At 63.5% G+C, this 17,452-nt stretch carries 13 protein-coding genes; 10 read left to right on the top strand and 3 right to left on the bottom strand.

Features of this window, described 5'->3' with window-relative positions; genetic code table 11:
* Nucleotides 1-83 precede the first annotated feature (83 nt).
* From cysD to FHS49_RS06885, 3 genes are all read right to left on the bottom strand, one after another.
* Nucleotides 84-1,001 (bottom strand): sulfate adenylyltransferase subunit CysD, encoded by a 918-nt coding sequence (gene cysD, locus FHS49_RS06895; RefSeq protein WP_184016686.1) that lies wholly within the window; start codon nt 999-1,001, stop codon nt 84-86.
* A gap of 64 nt (nt 1,002-1,065) precedes the next feature.
* Nucleotides 1,066-3,072: a TonB-dependent receptor gene (locus FHS49_RS06890; protein WP_184016684.1), complete on the bottom strand. Its 2,007-nt coding sequence runs from the start codon at nt 3,070-3,072 to the stop codon at nt 1,066-1,068.
* Nucleotides 3,073-3,077: 5 nt separating this feature from the next.
* Nucleotides 3,078-5,012 carry a S9 family peptidase gene (locus FHS49_RS06885; RefSeq protein ID WP_184016682.1) on the bottom strand — a complete coding sequence of 645 codons (1,935 nt, stop codon included), beginning with the start codon at nt 5,010-5,012 and terminating at the stop codon, nt 3,078-3,080.
* An 87-nt stretch (nt 5,013-5,099) separates the two neighbouring features.
* Here FHS49_RS06885 and FHS49_RS06880 point away from each other — a divergent pair, with 87 nt between their 5' ends.
* From FHS49_RS06880 to cobA, 10 genes are all read left to right on the top strand, one after another.
* A complete protein-coding gene (locus tag FHS49_RS06880) occupies nt 5,100-5,744 on the top strand; it encodes a hypothetical protein (protein ID WP_184016680.1) in 645 nt (214 codons plus the stop codon).
* Between the two features lie 38 nt (nt 5,745-5,782).
* Nucleotides 5,783-6,580 (top strand): hypothetical protein, encoded by a 798-nt coding sequence (locus FHS49_RS06875; RefSeq protein ID WP_184016678.1) that lies wholly within the window; start codon nt 5,783-5,785, stop codon nt 6,578-6,580.
* Between the two features lie 86 nt (nt 6,581-6,666).
* Nucleotides 6,667-7,248, top strand: a complete 582-nt coding sequence (locus FHS49_RS06870) for an ANTAR domain-containing response regulator (RefSeq protein WP_184017386.1) — start codon at nt 6,667-6,669, stop codon at nt 7,246-7,248.
* The gene (locus tag FHS49_RS06865) at nt 7,245-8,435 is read left to right on the top strand and encodes an ABC transporter substrate-binding protein (protein ID WP_184016676.1); all 1,191 of its coding nucleotides are present in this window, start codon (nt 7,245-7,247) and stop codon (nt 8,433-8,435) included. Before FHS49_RS06870 ends, FHS49_RS06865 begins: the two co-directional genes overlap by 4 nt.
* A gap of 268 nt (nt 8,436-8,703) precedes the next feature.
* A complete protein-coding gene (locus FHS49_RS06860; protein WP_184016674.1) occupies nt 8,704-9,912 on the top strand; it encodes a nitrate/nitrite transporter in 1,209 nt (402 codons plus the stop codon).
* Nucleotides 9,909-11,087, top strand: a complete 1,179-nt coding sequence (locus FHS49_RS06855; protein ID WP_184016672.1) for a porin — start codon at nt 9,909-9,911, stop codon at nt 11,085-11,087. Before FHS49_RS06860 ends, FHS49_RS06855 begins: the two co-directional genes overlap by 4 nt.
* A gap of 11 nt (nt 11,088-11,098) precedes the next feature.
* Nucleotides 11,099-13,570, top strand: a complete 2,472-nt coding sequence (nirB, locus tag FHS49_RS06850) for a nitrite reductase large subunit NirB (protein WP_184016670.1) — start codon at nt 11,099-11,101, stop codon at nt 13,568-13,570.
* Nucleotides 13,570-13,920 carry a nitrite reductase small subunit NirD gene (nirD, locus tag FHS49_RS06845; RefSeq protein WP_184017384.1) on the top strand — a complete coding sequence of 117 codons (351 nt, stop codon included), beginning with the start codon at nt 13,570-13,572 and terminating at the stop codon, nt 13,918-13,920. The genes nirB and nirD overlap by 1 nt, the downstream gene beginning before the upstream one ends.
* Before the next feature lie 103 nt (nt 13,921-14,023).
* On the top strand, nt 14,024-16,645 hold the full coding sequence (locus FHS49_RS06840) for a molybdopterin-dependent oxidoreductase (RefSeq protein WP_184016668.1): 2,622 nt from the start codon (nt 14,024-14,026) through the stop codon (nt 16,643-16,645).
* Nucleotides 16,638-17,447 carry a uroporphyrinogen-III C-methyltransferase gene (gene cobA / locus FHS49_RS06835; protein ID WP_184016666.1) on the top strand — a complete coding sequence of 270 codons (810 nt, stop codon included), beginning with the start codon at nt 16,638-16,640 and terminating at the stop codon, nt 17,445-17,447. Before FHS49_RS06840 ends, cobA begins: the two co-directional genes overlap by 8 nt.
* Nucleotides 17,448-17,452: the final 5 nt, after the last annotated feature.

Genomic DNA, 17,452 nt, shown 5'->3' with positions numbered 1-17,452 from the left:
GTCGAGGGACGTTGGAGAAACGACAAGCGTGTCTCGACTGCGCTCGACACAAACGGAGTGGGGGCATGATTGGTGGACACCCATCAGAAATACCCCTCCTGTTTCTTCTTCTCCATGCCCGCGCCACCCGCATCCTTGTCGATCGCGCGGCCCTGGCGTTCCGACGTGGTGGTGAGCAGCATCTCCTGGATCACTTGCGGAAGGGTGGCGGCGGTGCTTTCCACCGCGCCGGTCAGCGGATAGCAGCCGAGCGTGCGGAAGCGGATCGAGCGCTCCACCGGCACTTCGCCGGGGGCCAGCGGAAAGCGGTCGTCATCGACCATCAGCAGCATCCCGTCGCGCTCCACCGTGGGGCGCGGCGCGCTGAAATAGAGCGGGACGATCGGAATGTCGTTCAGATGGATATATTGCCAGATATCGAGCTCGGTCCAGTTGGAGATCGGGAAGATGCGGATGCTTTCGCCTTTGGCCTTTTTGGCATTGTAGAGATGCCACAGTTCGGGCCGCTGGTTCTTGGGATCCCAGCCGTGCGACGCGGTGCGGAAGGAGAAGATGCGTTCCTTGGCGCGGCTCTTTTCCTCGTCGCGCCGCGCGCCGCCAAAGGCCGCATCGAAGCCATAGAGATCCAGCGCCTGCTTCAGGCCCTCGGTCTTCCACATGTCGGTGTGCAGCGCGCCATGATCGAACGGATTGATCCCGCGCGCCTCGGCATCCGGATTCTTGTAGACCAGCAACTCCATCCCGCTCTCGCGCGCCATCCGGTCCCGCAGATCGTACATCGCGCGGAATTTCCAGGTGGTGTCCACATGCAGCAAGGGAAAGGGCGGCGGCGAGGGATAAAAGGCCTTGCGCGCCAGATGCAGCATCACCGCCGAATCCTTGCCCACAGAATACAGCATCACAGGCCGATCCGCCTCCGCCACAACCTCCCGCAAAATATGAATGCTCTCCGCCTCTAGGCGCTCAAGATGGGTGAGATTGTGTTTTGATCGGTCGGTCATGCGCACCCGATAGGCGGGGCGGCCGCCGATCAGAACACAGGATTAGTTGCGCTGCGCAAAGACGCTATTGTCCGAAGCGGATTCCGATCCACAATGTGCGCGGCGTGCCGAGGTCGATCGAGCCGCCTGCGTTGCGGGTCACCACTGCCTTGTCGAACAGGTTTTCAGCCCGCCCTACCACGGACATGCCTTTGCCCAGCGGCAGGTTGGCCACCGCATCCACCGTCAGCGCATCGGGCAGCACGTCGTTTTCCAGATCATCCTCATATTGCTTGCTGACATAGCGCAACGTGGTGGAGAGCGACGGGCCGGTGCGCGGTGCCCAGGCGGCGGTCACGCTGGCGGCATGACGCGGGCTTTGCGAGGGCACGAAGCCGTCGAACGCCGCGCCGGGCGCATCGACTGCGCTATGGCTATAAGCATAGGATGCCGTGACGCTGACATCGGAAACCCGCGCGCTGGCGGTCAATTCCACGCCCTTGGCGACGATGGCGCTGACATTTTGTCGCTGCCGCACATTGGTGGCGATGGTCACATTGGCGATCGCATTGTCGAGCTTGTTATAAAAAATCGTCGCGCCCAGCGTTACGCCGTCCAGCGGCATCAGATCGAAACCGGCTTCCATGCCTTTCAGCTTTTCCGGAGCCAGCGCGGCATTGGCCTGGGTGGTGATCGGAAAGACCACGAAGGGCCGGTAAAGTTCATTCAGCGTCGGCAGACGGAAGCCGGTATAGGCCGCAGCGCGCAGGGCGATCGTGTTGTTCATATGAAGCAGCGCACCCGCACGGCCATTCACCTCCCAATCACTGCGATCGGCGAAGTGGCTATCCTGCGTCAGCGCGCCCGCAGGACTTTGGGATCGATAAAAGCCATCCGTGATCGTCCAGCGATCGGCGCGGATGCCGCCGGTGAGCACCAAAGATCCGAGCGTCCAGTCATCTTCGGCAAAAAATCCGGTCGTGACCTGCTGCCCGCCTGCATGACGCCGCGCGGTGACCGCGCCGCTCATGGCGTTATAGGCATCCTCGAACATGTCGCCGGTGGCGAGGCGACTGTCCACGCCCAGCCGCAATATATGATCCGCGCCGATGGGCGGACGGACCTCGATCTTGCCGCCGATCCCGGTGGAGGGCGTGTTGCGCTGGTCGAGTGATTTGCGGAACGTGGCCGAACTGATGACGACATTGCTGAAATTGCGCGCCTGGATATAGGCCAGCGCGTCGACCTGCCACAAGCCGCGCGCAATGAGGCGGATGCTCGCATCCTGCCCCTGGCTCATGCTGTCGGCACCCGCAAAGCGCAAAGTACGATCATCCTGAAAGATCAGGCCGCGCATCTGCAATTCCATATCCGCCGAAAGCGGTGCCACCGCACGCAGGCCGACGTTCCAGCCCTCATATGCGGCGGGTACGTCGGCGATCGTCCGCTGCCCCTTGGGTGTGGTATAAAAACCGTCGCCCCTGTCCCAGCGGCCGGAGAGCGAGACATAGCCGCTGCCCACATCTGGATTGATGCTGGCGGAAAGCTCGCTGGAATCGCGGCTGCCATAGAATGCGCTGCCGGAAACGCCGGGCAGATCGGCCCGCAGCGCGCTCGCCAGTTCGATGGTGCCAGCCACCGCGCCCGCGCCGAATGCGCCCGATCCGCCACCGCGGGTCACGCGGATCAGCGACAGGCGTTCGGGCACGAGCGCGCTGAACGGGATATAACCGAAGAATGGATCCGCCATCGGCACGCCGTCCAGCACCACCAAGGCGCGGCTGGAGGCATTGCCGCCGAGCGCCCGCAGCGTCGCCCCTTGCGCGGACGGATTGGCCGAGCGGCTGTCCGAACGGCGGAATTGCTGAAAGCCTGCGACATCGGCCAGCACGGACTCGATCCGGTTCGAGGCGCTGCCCAGAAGCCGATCCCGATCTATCATGGTGGAGCCATAAGCCGGCGTACCCGGCGGAAGAGGCAGGCCGCCACCCGTTACGACGATAGCGCGACCCTCGTCAGGGACGCTATCCTGAGCGATGGCCGGGGTGCAAAAGGGAGACGCGACGAACAAAAGCAGCAGAGACTTACGCATCGAGATCAATCGGCCTTTGGTTCGAACAGGCGCTGGAGGAAAACGGTTTCCACCTCGCGGCGCAGATCATTATTGGGCTTTTTCAGGAAGCCATGGCCTTCATCCGCGAAGACCACATACCAGGCCTCTACGCCATTTGCGCGGATCTTTGCCACCACCTGATCGGATTCGGATTTCGGCACGCGCGGATCGTTCGTGCCCTGCATCACCAATATCGGCTTGGTGATCTTCGCCACATTGCCGAGCGGCGATATGCGCGCAAAGGCTTTCAGCATCGCGGGATCGCGCTCGTCGCCATATTCGGCGCGACGATTGTCGCGGCGATAGGCTTCGGTGTTGTTCAGGAAGGATACGAAATCGCTGATCCCGTAGCGCTCCACCCCGCCGACCAGCCGTCCCGAATAATGCGTCATCACCGCAAGCGCCATATAGCCGCCGTAGGATTGGCCGTAGACCGCGACACGCTGCGCATCCAGATCGGGCTGGGTGGAGATCCAGTCCAGCAGCGCGCCAATGTCCTTCACGCTGTCTTCGCGCTTTTCCGCATTGTCGAGGTTGAGATATTTTTTGCCATAGCCATCACTGCCGCGGACATTGGGCAGGATGACGGTCGCGCCCAGCACATCGGCGAAATATTGCGCGCCATAGTTCCAGATCGGCCGGGTCTGCGCCTCGGGGCCACCGTGGATATCCATGATGACTGGGGTTTTCTGCCCCGGCTTTGCATTGCGCGGGCGATAGACGAAGGCGGGGACGGACAGGCCGTCAAAAGATTTGAAGCGGATCAGCGAAGGCTCGGCGAGCGCCGCAGGATCGAGATCGCCCAGTTCCGATGTCGTCCAGCGCGTGAGTTCACCGCCGTTCACATCCCAACTCCATACATCGCCCGCCGAGGTCGCGTTGGTCAGGCCGAGCGCCAGTTTGCTGCCATCGGGGGAGAATTTGAGCGCGGTCAGCACGCCCTTGGGTAATGTGGGCTGGGGCAGGGCACGCCGGGTGATCCGGTCCTGCACCACAACACGCGAAAAGCCGTCCTCATTGATGGCATAGGCAAGCACGCGGCCACCCGCGCTTAGATCATAGCTTTCCACGTCCCATTGCAGGTCGGGGGTGAGCACGGTCTCCTTGCCGGTCGCGATATCGATTTCGACCAGCCGCCGCGTGTCGCTGTCGCGATCGGAAATGGCGATGATCGATTGGCCGCCGGGCAGGAACCGCGCGGCTTCATAGCGCGCCATCGCGGCCTTGGGCGCAATGCGAACCGCGTCTCCGGAGGCGAGATCGAGCCTAAACATCTGGCTCTCGCGATTGGAGATGCCGCGCGTGAAGAGCAGGCCTTTCTTCTCGTCGGAGATATCATCGGGCGAGATTGCGCCGTCGGACTGAAAGACCGTGCGCGGTGCAGCATTGGCTGCAGGATCGGTTGCCAGCAATGCGTAGCTGGCCGATCCTTTGGTTGCCTGGGACCAGATCAGCAATCGGCCGTCCTTGCTGAAGACGGGGGAGCCGTTGCGCGTGCCGGTCTGGGTCAATTGCGTTGCCGGGCCGGTCAGCCCCTTGGTGAAAAGCTGAAACCATTCATCACCCCCGGCGTCGCGAGTCAGCAGGAAGCGGTCCGTCCCCGGAATGGTCGCCGCATCGGCCACGGGCTCAGCATAGAAAGTGATCTGCGTGCGGTCCGCGCCCGGTGCTTTCACATGATGCAATTGCTGGGTCGCGCCAAAGCGGGTGGCGATCAACATGCTGCCATCCGGCAGCCAGTCCTGGAAGCTTGCTGCGCGGCTGTTTTGATAGCGCTGCACCGCGATCGAAACCTCAGCAGGGATGGGCGGCACATTCTCAAGCGTCGCCGATCCGATGTGGCGGACATCCTGCGCAAAAGCGGCTGAAGGAAGCGAGATCGCGGCAAGCGCCACGGTGCACAATAAAGTTCGCAACATCGGTGAATTCCTTCGCGGGGGACCGCCGCATTTATGGTGTGATCGCGATCATTGGCAAGCGCGGCCGCAATGCGCCATGATCGCGGCATGAAGATCAAAACATGGCTTGCCATCCTCTGCGCCTGGGCGTGCATTCAGCCCGTTATCGCCCAGAGCGAACCCGCCGGGCGATATCGCCTGTCTGACGGGCCGGATGTAGCGTCCGAGCTGATCCTGACGCCAGACGGGCATTTTCGCTATTTTCTTGCCGCTGGCGCGCTTGACGAGCAAGCCGAGGGAGAATGGACGAGCGATGGGAGCATTATCCGGCTCACCACCGTACCGACGCCGGTGCCGCCCGCATTTGCGCAGGGCGCGGCGATCGACGCCGAAGACCCCTATTTCATCCTGGTCACCTGGCCCAACGGGCGCGGGATTGCCGGGATCGATCTGCGCATCGGCTTCGACAGCGGCGATCCGATCGAGGCTTATACGCAAAGCTATGGCTGGAATCTGCCCGACGAAGAGACCCGAAACCCCCGCTGGATCGAGCTTTCCGAACCGATGCACGGGCTGGCTTCTCCGCGCTTCCCTGTTGATGACGCCAAACGGTTCCGTTTCATTCTCACGCCGAATGATCTGGGCATCGTAGACTTTCGCAACGCGATCGGCAGGCTGGATGGAGACACGCTTCAGTTGGAGCGAGCGGGCGGGACGATGAAATTCGTGCGCACGGACAAGAGCCACCGATAGGCTGGCGCACAATCACACGCTATATTGCTTGTTCCTGGATGAATGTTTTTGGGGAGCCGACCATTCACACCGTCTTTCAGCTCGCGCCGGAGATGTTCACTCTTGAGCTGGAAGGGCAAGCTGCGCCCGTGGACAGTTTGCTGCAATGGACCGCCCATGCGCGGCTGGGCGTGGTGATGATTCAGCCCTTTGGCGCGCTTGGGGCATCGCTCGCGATCCAGCTTGCGATTGCAAGCTACGGCGCGGTCGAAGAGGCACGGCGGATGCGCGATCCGCATTATGCCGAAATCTATCTGTTTCATGTCGGCGGACGCTGGGGCGATTTCAGCCTGTTCGATTTCTGGCCGGCGCGGCGGGAAATCTTCCTGCCAGATGATCCCTGCGTCACATTGGCCAGCCTGAACAGTCACGGGATCACGCACCTGCTGGTGCCCGATGGCGCACCTACCGATATTGCGCATGATTTCAAGGAGCCCGAAGCCGCCATGGACCGGCTGGCGCTCTGCCTGGCTTATGATCCGTCCGGCGCGGTCCGGGGTGCGGATGTGGTCTTGTCCAGCAGCGATCCCGCAGTTCTGGAGAATTTGCGCGATACGCTCTGGCCCGGTTACATGCTGGAAGAGCCGGTTGATCCGGCGCGTCGGGCCGATCCTGCGCGCTTGGCAGATCACATGCGCTGGCGCGCCGCGTTGCGCGCGCGGCTGGATGAGGTGGGGTCGGCGGAGAGAGAACCGGCCGAGACGCGCGCCAATGCGCTGCTGGAATCGGGCAAGATCTCCGAGCAGTATCGACGGGTATCGCCGGCCTGGGCGTTGCAGCGATTGGGGCGGCGCTGAAGCGACCGGTCTGGCCGCCGTGAGGCACCACTGTTGACTCGATCCGCGCCGCTTCTAGTTATGCTGCATCGCAAAAGGAGGTTGGGCTGCGCATCGCGATCATTGACGAAAGCCCTGCGCGCGCTGCCGTGATCGAGGAAGGACTGCGGGAGACCGGCTTTTCCGACGTGGTGACGCTGGTCGGGCGGGTGGGCCTCGTGGCGCGCATTGCCGCGCTGGCACCCGATGTGGTGCTCATCAATCTCGAAAATCCCGGGCGCGATGTGCTGGAGGAAAGCTTTGCCATCTCGCGCGCGCTGGCGCGGCCGATCGCCATGTTCGTGGATCAATCCGATGAGGCGGCGATCGCCGAGGCCGTGGATGCCGGCATTTCAGCCTATATCGTGGACGGGATGCGCAAGGAGCGGATCAAGCCGATCCTCGAGCTTGCGGTAAAGCGGTTCAACGCCTTTTCGCGGCTGCAGACCGAATTGGCCGAAGCGAAATCGGCGCTGGCGGAGCGCAAGTCGGTCGATCGCGCCAAGGCGCTGCTGATGAAACGCCGGAACATTGACGAGCCCGCCGCTTATGCGCTGCTGCGCAAGCAGGCGATGGATAGCGGACGGCGCATCGCCGAAGTCGCGGAAGCCCTGGTGACGGCCAGCGCATTGCTGGGGGACGATCTATGAGCCTGTTCCGCATCGGTTTTCTGCCGCTGGTGGACGCCGCCTTGCCGATTATCGCGCATGAATTCGGGCTCGCGAAAGCCGAGGGCGTCGCCATCGAGATGGTGCGCGATCCAAGCTGGGCGACGGTGCGCGACCGGCTGATCTATCGCCAGACCGACGCGGCGCATCTGCTGGCCCCGCTCGCCATCGCCACCTCCATGGGGCTCGATCGGCCTGCGGTGCCGCTGGGCGCGCCCTTCATGCTGGGGCTGAACGGCAATGCGGTTACGCTTTCCACCCGGATTGCGGCGCAGCTTGAACATCGGGAGATTACGCTGCTGGGGCGCGCGTTCGCCGCATTGGCGAAATCGGAGGCCCAGGCCGGCCGCAAGCTGCGGCTGGCGGTGGTGCATCGTTATTCCAGCCACAATTACATGTTGCGCTATTGGCTGGCGGGATGCGGATGCGATCCTGATGCCGATGTGGAGATCGTCGTCGTGCCGCCGCCCTTCATCGCGGACGCGCTGGAATCCGGGGAGATTGACGGCTCGTGCGTCGGCGAGCCATGGAACAGCGTTGCGGTCGAGCGCGGCGTTGGCGTGATGATCGCGCCGACTACGCAGATCTGGAGCCGGGGCGTCGAAAAGGTGCTCGCCTTTCGCCAGGAAACGCTGACCGAACGGAGCGAGGATGTCGCCGCCTTGATCCGGGCGCTGCACGCCGCCGGCACCATCGCTGCAGACCCGGCGCAGCGCGGCGCGGTGGCGGCGATGCTGGCACGACCGGGCTATATCGATCAGCCCGCCGCGCTGATCGAGCGCGCATTGGGCAATCGCATGGTCTTGTCCGCGGGCGCATCGCCCACCGCGATCCCCGACTTCCTGGTGCTCCACCGCGAAACCGCGAATTTCCCGTGGCGCAGCCAGGCGATGTGGCTCTATTCGCAGATGGTGCGCTGGGGCCATGCCACGCTCGCGCCGGATGGTTTCGAAGTGGCAGCCGGCGTATTTCGTCCCGATATCTATCGCGCCGCCCTGGCCAGCACGGGGGCCATCCTGCCGGGTGCCAGCGCCAAGGTGGAAGGCGGCATCGCGCAGCCGATCGGCGTGAGTTCGGTCAGCGGGCGGCTGATCATGGGGCCGGACCGCTTCTTCGATGGCCGGCTGTTCGATCCCGATCGCGCGGCCGCCTATCTCAGCGAAAATTGAAAATGGTGCACTGCGCAAAAATCATCTTGCGCTGCACCCGAATCCATGACAGCTTCATGACTGTCGGGCGATGAAGCCCGAACAGTATTTAAGATAGCGCGCAGGCGCTGTCATACAGCTTCCAACGACGGAAGCCCGCAATCAGGCAACGATGCCGCCCCGAACCGGACCCGATAGCGGCCGTGATTCGAGGCGGCTTTTTTCATGCCCGAAGCGCCGACCCGCATCAGAAAATCCGGGCAGCGTCGAGGGCGAAAGGGAGCATTCGATGAACAAGGGTTTCTGGGACGCGGGCCATCGCCCGACGCTATTCGCCGCCTTCCTCTATTTCGATCTCGCCTTCATGGTCTGGGTGTTGCTCGGCCCGCTGGCGCCGAGCATCTCGGCCGATCTCGGCCTGAACGCCGCGCAAAAGGGTTTGATGGTCGCCATTCCCACGCTGGCGGGCGCTATCTTGCGCCTGGTCAACGGCGTGCTGGTTGACAAGATCGGCCCCAAGCGGACCGGCGCGATCGGCCAGCTTATCGTGATCTTCGGGTTGCTCAGCGCCTGGGGACTGGGCGTTCACAGTTTTGGCGGCACCATCGCGGTGGGCGTCATCCTGGGGTTTGCGGGCGCGAGTTTTGCGGTCGCCCTGCCACTGGCCTCGCGCTGGTATCCGGCTGAACATCAAGGCACAGCATTGGGCATTGCCGGCATGGGCAATTCGGGCACCGTCTTCGCCGCGCTATTTGCACCGGGGCTTGCCAAGCTGTTCGGCTGGAACGCCGTGCTTGGCCTGGCGGTCATCCCGCTCGTCATCGTGTTCGTCATCTATATGGCGATAGCCAAGGATGCGCCCAATCCGCCTGCGGCCAAGTCCTTCACCAGCTATCTCGAACCCCTGAAAAACCCCGACGCATGGTGGTTCATGCTGTTCTATGGCGTCACCTTCGGCGGCTTCGTCGGCCTGGCGGCGTCACTCAGCATCTATTTCACCGATCAGTTCAGCCTCACCCCGGTGGCGGCGGGCTATTGCACCGCGGCCTGCGTGTTCGCCGGATCTCTGGTGCGGCCGATGGGCGGCGCTCTGGCGGATCGGATCGGTGGCATCAAGACCTTGAGCCTTGTCTATATCCTGGCGGCGGTCACCTTGGCCACGATCAGCACCGGCCCCGCCACCGTGGCGATGGCACTCGGTCTGTTCGTGATCGCCATGCTGGCGCTGGGCGCGGGCAATGGCGCAGTGTTCCAGCTCGTGCCGCAGCGCTTCCGCGAGGAAATGGGTGTGATGACTGGATTGGTCGGCTTTGCCGGCGGCGTGGGCGGCTTTTATCTGGCCTCGTCGCTCGGCTTCGCCAAGCAATTGACCGGCAGCCCGCAACTCGGCTTCCTGATCTTTGCGGCGCTCTGCATCGTGGCGCTCGGCGGGCTGACGATGGTCAAGGGCCGCTGGCGCAACACCTGGGGTGCCGCGCTTCAGGGCGTGCGGATATGAGCCGCCCCCTCGCGCTCTTCATGGCTGCCGGGTGCTTCGCCGCCCCGGCCGCCGCCCAGACCGGGCCTGATTTCAAGCCGATCATGGATGCCCGCCTGCGTTATGAGACGGTGGATCAGGCCGGCTTCGCCCGCAACGCTGATGCGGTTACGGCGCGAATGCGCGCGGGGTTCGAGCTGAAGCAGGGCGATTTCGCTTTCCTCGCCGAAGCCGAAGCGTTGCTGGCAATCGAGAACCATTACAACAGCACGGTCAATGGCCCCACCGGCTTTCCTGTGGTCGCGGACCCCCAGACGATCGGGTTGAACCGGCTTCAGGCGCAATATCGCGGCTTGCCCAAGACGGTCGTGACGCTCGGCCGCCAGCGGATCAATCTGGACGATCAGCGCTTTGTGGGCAGCGTCAATTGGCGGCAGGATGAACAGACGTTCGATGCCGTGCGCGTCGAGACCATGGTGCCCGGCGGCCTGGCGATCGACGCCACCTATGCGTGGTCGGATCGTACCATCTACGGGATCGACAGCCCGTTTCAGTCGATCGGCGGCGATAATGTATTCGCCAGCGTGGCCAAGATGATCGGCCCCGTCACCTTCAAGGGCTTCGCCTATCTGGTTGATCAGGATGAACCGGGCCGCAGGCAATTTTCCAGTCAGACCTACGGCCTGCGCGCGGTGGGAGGCTTCAAGCTGGGCAGTGCCGCGAAACTCAATCTGATTGCGAGCTATGCCCGCCAGTCCGATTGGCAGGACAATCCGAACGCCTATCGCGCGGATTACTGGCTGGGCGAGGCCGCGATCGCTGCGCACGGCTTCACGCTCACCGGCGGCTATGAAGTGCTGGGCGCAGGCTTTCAGACCCCGCTTGCCACGCTGCACAAATTCCAGGGCTGGGCCGACAAGTTTCTCGTCACCCCCGCCAATGGCATCCGCGATCTCTATGCCAGCGCGGGCTATGCGCTGCCGGTGAAACCGATCGGGCCGGTCTCTATGCTGGTGGCCTATCACCAGTTCGACAGCGATCGGCTGGGCGTGGACTATGGCAGCGAATGGGATGCGCAGATCGGCTTCAAGCCCTCGAAGCGCACCAGCCTGCTGCTGAAATATGCCGATTACAATGCCCGCAGCTTTGCCACCGATACCAGCAAGCTCTGGCTCCAGCTCGATTATATCCTGTGAAGGACAGCGCGATGACCCATCCCATCCAGCGTGAACATCTCGTCGTGATCGGCAATGGCATGGCCGGGTGCCGTGCGGTCGAGGAAATACTGGCGCGTGATCCCGCGCAATATCGGGTCACCATCTTCGGCGCGGAGCCGCGGGTGAATTACAATCGCATCATGCTTTCTCCCCTGCTCGCCGGCGAGAAGAGCTTCGACGATATCGTGATCAACGACCAGGCCTGGTATGACGACAATGCGATCGATCTGGTTGCGGGCGATGCCGTTGTGTCGATCGACCGCGCGGCCAAGACGGTCACGGCGCGCTCGGGGCGGGTGACGCTCTATGATAAATTGCTGATCGCCACTGGCTCCGATCCCTTCATCATTCCAGTGCCGGGGAAGGATCTGCCCGGCGTCGTCACCTTCCGCGACATGGACGATGTGGATGCGATGCTGAAGGCGGCGGACGGCGGCGGCGATGCCGTGGTGATCGGGGGCGGTCTGCTCGGGCTTGAAGCGGCACACGGCCTGTCACTGCGCGGCATGAAGGTCACCGTGATCCATCTGATGCCCACGCTGATGGAGCGGCAATTGGATGAAGCCGCGGGCTGGCTGCTCAAATCGGCGCTGGAAGGGCGCGGGCAGACCATACTCACCGGCGCTGATACCGCCGAAATCTTTGGAGAGGGGAAGGTCGAAGGAATCAGGCTGAAAGACGGGCGGGAGATCCCGGCCAGCCTGGTGGTGATGGCGGTGGGCATTCGCCCCAGCACGGGGCTTGGCCGCGAGGCCGGACTCGCTGCTGGACGCGGGCTGCATGTGGACGATCACATGGTCACCTCCGATCCCGACATCCTCGCAGTCGGCGAGTGCGTGGAGCATCAGGGCCAGGTTTACGGTCTGGTCGCCCCCTTGTGGGAGATGTGCCGCGCGCTCGCCGATGGGCTTACCCAGCGGCATACGGGCTATACCGGATCGGTGACTTCCACCAAGCTCAAGGTTTCCGGCATCGACGTGTTTTCCGCCGGCGATTTTTCGGGTGGGGAGGGGGCCGAGGATATCGTGCTCCGCGATGCGTCGCGCGGGATATACAAGCGTGTGATCGTGAAGGACGATCGTATCGTCGGTGCGGTGCTTTATGGCGATACGGCGGACGGCAATTGGTATTTCGACCTGCTCAAGAAGCAGGAGGATATCGCGGATCTGCGCGACTCCCTGATATTCGGCCAAGCCTTCGCCCAGGGAGGGGGCGCTCTGGACCCTAATTCCGCCGTTGCAGCCTTATCGGCAGATGCCGAAATTTGCGGCTGCAACGGCGTGACCAAGGGCAAGGTGGTTTCCACGATCGAGGCCGGTGCGTGCACGCTGGATGCGGTCCGCGCCACCTGCAAGGCATCGGCCTCGTGCGGATCATGCACCGGTCTGGTCGAGACCTTGCTCGCGATCACGCTGGGTGATGATTATGCCGGCGAACGCGAGACGAAGACAATGTGCAAATGCACCAGCTTCAGCCATGAAGATGTGCGCGCATTGATCCTCGAAAAGCAGCTCAAGGCGATCCCCCAGGTGATGCAGGAATTGCACTGGACGACGCCCGATGGCTGCTCCTCCTGCCGCCCCGCGCTCAATTATTATCTGCTCTGCGCCTGGCCCGGAGAGCATGAGGAGGATCCGCAGAGCCGCTTCGTCAATGAGCGGATGCACGCCAACATCCAGAAGGACGGCACCTATTCGGTGGTCCCGCGCATGTGGGGCGGCGTCACCAACCCGCGTGAATTGCGCGCCATCGCCGATGTGGTGGAGAAATATGAAGCGCCGCTGGTGAAGGTCACGGGCGGGCAGCGGCTCGATATCTTTGGCATCAAAAAGGAGGATCTGCCCGCGGTCTGGGCCGATCTCAATGCCGCCGGGATGGTCTCGGGTCATGCCTATGGCAAGGCCTTACGCACCGTGAAAACCTGCGTCGGGTCTGATTGGTGCCGCTTCGGCACGCAGGATTCCACGGGCCTTGGCATCCAGGCCGAGCGGATGACCTGGGGAAGCTGGATGCCGCACAAGTTCAAGATCGCGGTCAGCGGCTGCCCCCGCAATTGCGCCGAAGCGACGATCAAGGATTTCGGCGTGATCTGCGTCGACAGCGGCTATGAATTGCACATTGGCGGCAATGGCGGGATTAAACTGCGCGGCACCGATCTGCTCTGCAAGGTGGAGACCGAGCAGGAGGCGCTCGATTATTGCGCGGCCTTCATCCAGCTTTATCGCGAAGAGGCGCGCTATCTCGATCGCACGGCACCCTGGATCGAGCGCGTCGGGCTGGATTATGTGAAGGCGCGGATCGTGGACGATGCCACGGGCCGCGAGGCGCTGCGCCAGCGCTTCCTCTTTTCGCAGAGCTTCTCGCAAATCGATCCCTGGGCCGAGCGCGCGGCGGGCGCGGAGAAGGAATTGCACCAGCATATTGCCGAAATTCGCCCCTTTGCCGTGATGGAGACCGCGTGATGGAACCCGAATGGCTCGATATCGGCCCCGTTTCCCAGCTTCCGACGCTGGGTGCCCGCACGCTCCCCGTGCGCGGCGGCGCGGAGATCGCAATATTCCGCACGGCGCACGGATCGGTGCACGCGCTGGTGAATAGCTGCCCGCACAAGCAGGGGCCGCTCAGCCAGGGGATTGTGCATGATACCAGCGTCACCTGCCCGTTGCACAATTGGCGCATTTCGCTTTTGACGGGGCAGGCACTGGGCGAGGACAAGGGCTGTGTTCCCGTGATCCCGGTGAAGATCGACAGCGGCCGCATCCTGATCGGGCGAGCAGAAGCGCTGGCGGGTCTGGGAGCGGTGGCGGCGTGAGACGGACTTTCAAAACTCCGTTTGTCCCGAGCGCAGTCGAGGGACGTGGGGACACATCCGATGCGTGTCTCGACTGTGCTCGACACAAACGGAATTTTTAGACGTGAGCCCCGAACTCGCCGTCGCCCCCATCCGCACCACCTGTGCTTATTGCGGCGTGGGCTGCGGGATTACCGCCACGACGACGGGGGATCGGAGGGTCACGATCAAGGGCGATCCCGATCATCCCGCCAATGCCGGCAAGCTCTGTTCCAAGGGCACACATCTGGGCGAGACTGTCAGCTTAGAAGGCCGGCTTCTGCATCCCATGATCGGCGACAAGCGCGCAGGCTGGGGCAAGGCGCTCGATCTGGTCGCCAAGCGCTTTGCCGACACCGTGGCAAAATATGGTCCCGACAGCGTGGCTTTCTACGTCTCCGGCCAATTGCTGACCGAGGATTATTATGTCGCCAACAAGCTGATGAAAGGCTTCATCGGATCGGCGAATATCGATACCAATTCAAGGCTTTGCATGTCGAGCGCTGTGGCGGGGCACATGCGCGCGTTTGGCGAAGACGTGGTGCCCGCCAGCTATGAAGATCTGGACGAGGCCGATTTGTTCGTGCTGGTCGGCTCCAACACCGCCTGGTGCCACCCGATCGTTTATCAGCGAATGCTCGCCGCCCGCGAGAGGCGTGGCGCAAAGCTGGTCGTGATCGATCCGCGCCGCACGGAAACGTGCGAGACCGCCGATCTCCATCTGCCGATCCGTCCCGGCAGCGATGTTGCGCTGATGAACGGCCTGCTCGCGCATTGCCGCCGTGAAGGACTGATCGACGAAGCCTATCTCGCCGCCAGCGTTTCGGTTCCCGAAGGTTTCTGGGACACGCTGGACGAGGGCAATGATCTCTGGTCGGTCGCGCGCGCCTGCGATGTGCCCGCCGCTGATCTCAAGCGCTTCTTCGATCTGTTTGCCGCCACGCCGCGCACGGTGACGATGTTCAGCCAGGGGATCAACCAGTCGATCCGCGGCACCGATCAGGTGAATGCCATCCTCAACGTGCATCTCGCGACGGGCCGGATCGGCAAGCCCGGCGCTGCGCCCTTTTCCATCACCGGCCAACCCAATGCGATGGGCGGCCGGGAGGTGGGGGGGCTGGCCTCGACATTGGCTGCGCATATGGATTTCGCTCCCGAAAACGTGGCGCGCGTCGGCCGTTTCTGGGGGACGGACAAGGTTGCGGCAAAGCCAGGCCTGAAAGCCGTCGATCTGTTCCGGAGATTGGGCGAAGGCAAGATCAAGGCGATCTGGATCATGGCGACCAACCCCGCGGTGAGTATGCCCGATGCCAACGCCGTGCGCGCGGCGCTCGCCGCCTGTCCCTTCGTCGTCGTCTCCGATTGCATCGCGGAGACCGACACCGGAGCATTCGCGCATGTCCGCCTGCCCGCCGCGGGCTGGGGTGAGAAAGACGGAACGGTCACCAATTCAGATCGCACGATCAGCCGCCAGCGCGCACTCTTTGCTTGCCCCGATGAGGTGAAGCCCGATTGGTGGATCATCTCCGAAATCGGTCGACGGATGGGCTGGCGCACCGCCTTCACCTATGCGCGTCCTGCAGATGTCTACCGCGAACATGCGCGTCTTTCGACCTATCAGAATGGAGGCGCGCGGCTGTTCGATATCGGCCGGCACGCCGCGATCGGCAATGAAGCTTATGATGCGATGGCGCCGTGGCGCTGGGGCGGGACGCCCTTTGCGGATGGCCGCTTCCCCACCCCGGATGGCAAGGCACGGCTTGTCTCCGTGAGCCAGGCGAAAATCGCGCCGGCGCTGCCCGCATGGCCGATGACGCTCAACACCGGCCGTTACCGCGATCAATGGCACACGATGACTCGCACCGGCCTGTCACCCAAACTCTCCCGCCATCGGCAGGAGCCGTTAATCGAAATCCATCCGGACGACGCTGCGGCACTGGGCATAGCAGACGGCGATCTGGCCCGCGTCGCGACGGCGCAGGGCGGGAGCGTCTATCGTGCGCTGATCCATGAAGGCCAGCGCATCGGCGAGGTTTTCGCGCCGATCCACTGGACCGATCGCACATCGTCGGGCGGCCGCACCGGCCTGCTGCCGCGTCCGTTGGTCGATCCGCATTCGGGGCAGCCCGGCTTCAAGGCCACACCGGTTCGCGTGGAAAAGCTGGCGGTCGCCTGGCGCGGGTTTCTGATCGCGCGTGATGCGCCCGCGATGATTGAAACGGCTTATGCCACGCGCGTGCGGGTGCCACAGGGCTGGCTGATCGAACTGGCGGGCGATGGCGATCCACTCGTCTTCGCGAATGCGATCTTGCCCAAGGGCGACCGGATCGAGGCGAGCGACGCCGCCCGCGGCAAGATCCGCGCTGCCGTGCTGCGGCAGGGCCGGCTGATCGCCTCGCTGCACATCATGCGGGATGGCGGCCTACCTTCGCGCGACTGGCTGATCGAACAGCTTCAGGCCGCCGAAGATGCGTCCCCCATGGCGCTGCTGGCAGGCCGCCCAGCCAAGCCGCAGCCCGATCGCGGCGCGATCGTCTGCGTCTGCTTCGATGTGGGGATGAACACATTGATTCGTGCCATTTCGGATCAGGCGCTCACCAGCGTCGAGGCGGTCGGCGCGGCGCTGTCTGCGGGCACGAATTGCGGATCATGCCGCCCCGCCATCCAGAAACTCATCACCGTGAAGGAGGACGCCGCCCATGGCTGAAGAGGCTCTTATCCCCTGCGGCACGGTCTGGCTCGTCGGCGCGGGTCCGGGCGATCCCGATCTCCTCACGCGCAAAGCGGAAAAACTGATCCGCGCGGCCAGCGTGATCTTTTACGATGCGCTGGTGGGTCCGGGCATCCTCGCGCTGGTGCCCGATCATATCCGGCGAGTCCCGGTGGGCAAGCGGTCTGGCCGGCATTCCAAGGATCAGCGGACGATCAATGATCTGCTGGTGGAAGCTGCGCTGGCCGGAGAGCGCGTGGTACGGCTCAAAGGCGGCGATCCTTCCATCTTCGGTCGCTCTGCGGAGGAAATCACCAGCCTGAAAGCCTATGGCGTCCCGGTTCACATCTGCCCCGGCATCACCACCGCCAGCGCCCTATCTGCCAGCGCCGGCATGTCGCTCACCTTACGCGGCCTGTCGCGCAAGGTCCAGTTCGTGACCGCGCATGTCCGCGCGGGCGAGACGCTGACGCTGGATTGGCGTGCGCTGGCCGATCCGCAAGCCACGCTGGCGATCTACATGGGCCGCGCCACCGCGCCGGAGATCACCCGGCAACTCCTTGGCCATGGCCTGGCCCCGGACACCCCCGTGCTCATCGCGTCCAATGTCAGTCTCGTCGACGAGAAGCGCGTCACGACGCGGCTCGATCTCCTGCCGCTGGCCGTCATGGCGACGCCGAAGGACGAACCCTTGCTGATCCTGATCGGGGAGGCGGTGAGGCAGGACAAGGATCGTTCGACCCGCGAGATTCGCTCCGCAGCTTTCCCGCAATATGAGAAGGCCCGCTCGCTGGATTGACAAGC

This window comes from Sphingobium boeckii (genome assembly GCF_014199215.1).
In the GTDB taxonomy this organism is placed as follows: Bacteria; Pseudomonadota; Alphaproteobacteria; order Sphingomonadales; family Sphingomonadaceae; genus Sphingobium_A; species Sphingobium_A boeckii.
This window is presented reverse-complemented; position numbering and strand designations above follow the sequence as displayed.